Raw genomic sequence first — 2,412 nt, 5'->3', positions numbered from 1 at the left:
GGCGGCCCCATGCACCATGCCAACCAGGTCGGCCTCTTCAACGTGGCCCAGGCGATGAAGCGCTTTGCCAGGAACCCACGCGACGACGCCGCCTTCTGGGAGCCTGCGCCGCTGATCAAGAAGCTGGTGGCAGAAGGCAAGCAGTTCGGCTGATGGACGGCAGGGTGCGAGGACGGGCCATGGTCAAGCGCTTGTCGTGGTTGCTGCTGCTGGCCGTACTCGTGCTGGCCGCTGCGGTCGCGGGCAACACCTGGCGCCGCCCCTCGCGACAGCTGCAGGTGCCGCCGGTCCCGCGCCTGGCGATCGACGAGCAGGCGGCGGCCGAGCGGCTGGCGGGCGCCATCCCGATCCGCACCATTTCCGGCATGGAGGGCCTCCAGGCCAACGGCGAGGAGTTCAGGAAGCTGCATGCCTACCTGGCGCAGCGCTTCCCGAAGCTGCACGCCGCGCTGAAGAAGGAAGTTGTCGGCGACAACGCACTGCTCTACACCTGGACCGGCAGCGATGCGTCGGCCCGGCCGATCGCGCTGATGGCACACCAGGACGTGGTGCCCGTCGCGCCCGGCACCGAGAAGGCCTGGGAGGCCGATCCCTTCAGTGGCCGGATCAAGGACGGCTTCGTCTGGGGCCGCGGCACCTGGGACGACAAGGGCAACCTGCTGGCCCAGATGGAGGCCATCGAGATGCTGGTGACCGAGGGCTTCCAGCCGCGCCAGACCATCTACCTGGTCGCCGGCGACGACGAGGAGGTCAGCGGTCTGCGCGGCGCCAAGCCCATCGCCGAGCTGCTGAAGTCGCGCGGCGTGCGGCTCGAATGGGTGCTCGACGAAGGCCTGCTGGTCACCGAAGGCGTGCTCGCGGGGCTGGACAGGCCGGCCGCGCTGATCGGCCTGGCCGAGAAGGGCTACGGCACCTTCTTCCTCTCGCTGGACCAACCGCCCGGCCATTCGTCGATGCCGCCCTCGCACAGCGCGATCGGCAGCATGAGCGCGGCGCTCGCGAAGCTCGAAGCCAATCCGATGCCGGCCGCGATCGAAGGGGTGGCAGGCGAGATGTTCGCCACGCTGGCGCCCGAGATGCGCGGCTTCAACCGCGTTGCGCTGTCCAACCTGTGGCTGTTCGGCCCGCTGGTGCAGGCTCAGCTCGAGAAGGGCGCGAGCAGCAACGCGATGCTGCGCACCACGACCGCGCTGACCATCGTGCGCGCCGGCAACAAGGACAACGTGCTGCCCGGCCGCGCCGAGGCCGCCGTCAATTTCCGCGTGCTCCCGGGCGACAGCCTGGCCTCGGTCGAGGCGCACATCCGCAAGACCATCGGCAACGACGCGATCGCGATCAAGCCCTATCCCGGCAACTCGGAGCCGTCGCCGGTCTCGCCCACCGACAGCCTGGGCTACCGCACGATCGCCCAGTCGGTGCGCCAGGTGTTTCCCGACGCCATCGTGGCGCCAGGCCTGATGATCGCCGCCACCGACTCGCGCCATTTCGCGATCCTGAGTGACGCGGTCTACCGCTTCTCGCCGGTTCGTGCGCGTCCGGAGGACCTGTCGCGCTTTCACGGCACCAACGAGCGCATCTCGATCGCCAACTACGCCGAGATGATCCGGTTCTATCACCAGCTGCTGCGCAACACCGCGCAGCCCCAGTAGTTTTCTTTTTGCAAAGGACTCCACCATGACCCGCGCCGTCATCGTCTCCACCGCCCGCACCCCGCTCGCCAAGAGCTGGAAGGGCGCCTTCAACATGACGCACGGCGCCACCCTCGGCGGCCATGCCGTGCAGCACGCCGTTGCGCGCGCCGGCATCGACGCCGCCGAAGTCGATGACGTCATCATGGGCTGCGCCAACCCCGAAGGCGCCACCGGCGCCAACATCGCGCGCCAGATCGCCCTGCGCGCCGGACTGCCCATCACCACCGCGGGCATGACCATCAACCGCTTCTGCTCCTCGGGCCTGCAGACCATCGCCACCGCCGCGCAGCGCATCATCGCGGGCGAGGGCGAGGTCTACGTCGCCGGCGGCGTCGAGAGCATCTCCTGCGTGCAGAACGAGATGAACAAGCACATGCTGGCCGACCCGTGGCTGGTCAAGCACAAGCCCGAGATCTACTGGAACATGCTGCAGACGGCCGAGCAGGTCGCCAAGCGCTACGACATCGGGCGCGACGCCATGGACGAGTACGGTGCCGCCAGCCAGCAGAAGGCCGCTGCCGCGCTCGAGAAGGGCCTGTTCAAGGACGAGATCGCCCCCATCACCGTGCTTGCCGGCGTGGCCGATCCCGTGATGGGCCTGCGCACCAAGGAAGTGACGGTCGAGAACGACGAGGGCATCCGCGCCGGCACCACCAAGGAAGGCATCAGCGGCATCCGCCCGGCCATCCCCGGCGGGCTGATCTCGGCCGGCAACGCCAGC

General features: G+C 68.9%; 2 protein-coding genes. Both read left to right on the top strand.

Annotated elements, in window-relative coordinates; genetic code table 11:
* Positions 1–179 precede the first annotated feature (179 nt).
* The gene (locus ACMGEZ_RS29590) at positions 180–1,649 is read left to right on the top strand and encodes a M20 family peptidase (RefSeq protein ID WP_436825844.1); all 1,470 of its coding nucleotides are present in this window, start codon (positions 180–182) and stop codon (positions 1,647–1,649) included.
* 25 nt (positions 1,650–1,674) lie between these two features.
* Positions 1,675–2,412, top strand: a 738-nt coding sequence (locus ACMGEZ_RS29585; RefSeq protein ID WP_496084681.1) for a thiolase family protein, incomplete at its 3' end; no start/stop codon positions are given.

This window comes from Variovorax stachyos (assembly GCF_051400855.1).
Lineage (GTDB): Bacteria > Pseudomonadota > Gammaproteobacteria > Burkholderiales > Burkholderiaceae_C > Variovorax.
Note: the sequence above shows the minus strand (reverse complement) of the source record. Positions and strands in the feature narration are given on the sequence as shown.

Bases quoted from the DNA above. Each gene is read 5' to 3' on its own strand.
- ACMGEZ_RS29590 (WP_436825844.1), top strand. From the start codon at position 180: ATGGTCAAGCGCTTGTCGTGGTTGCTGCTGCTGGCCGTACTCGTGCTG.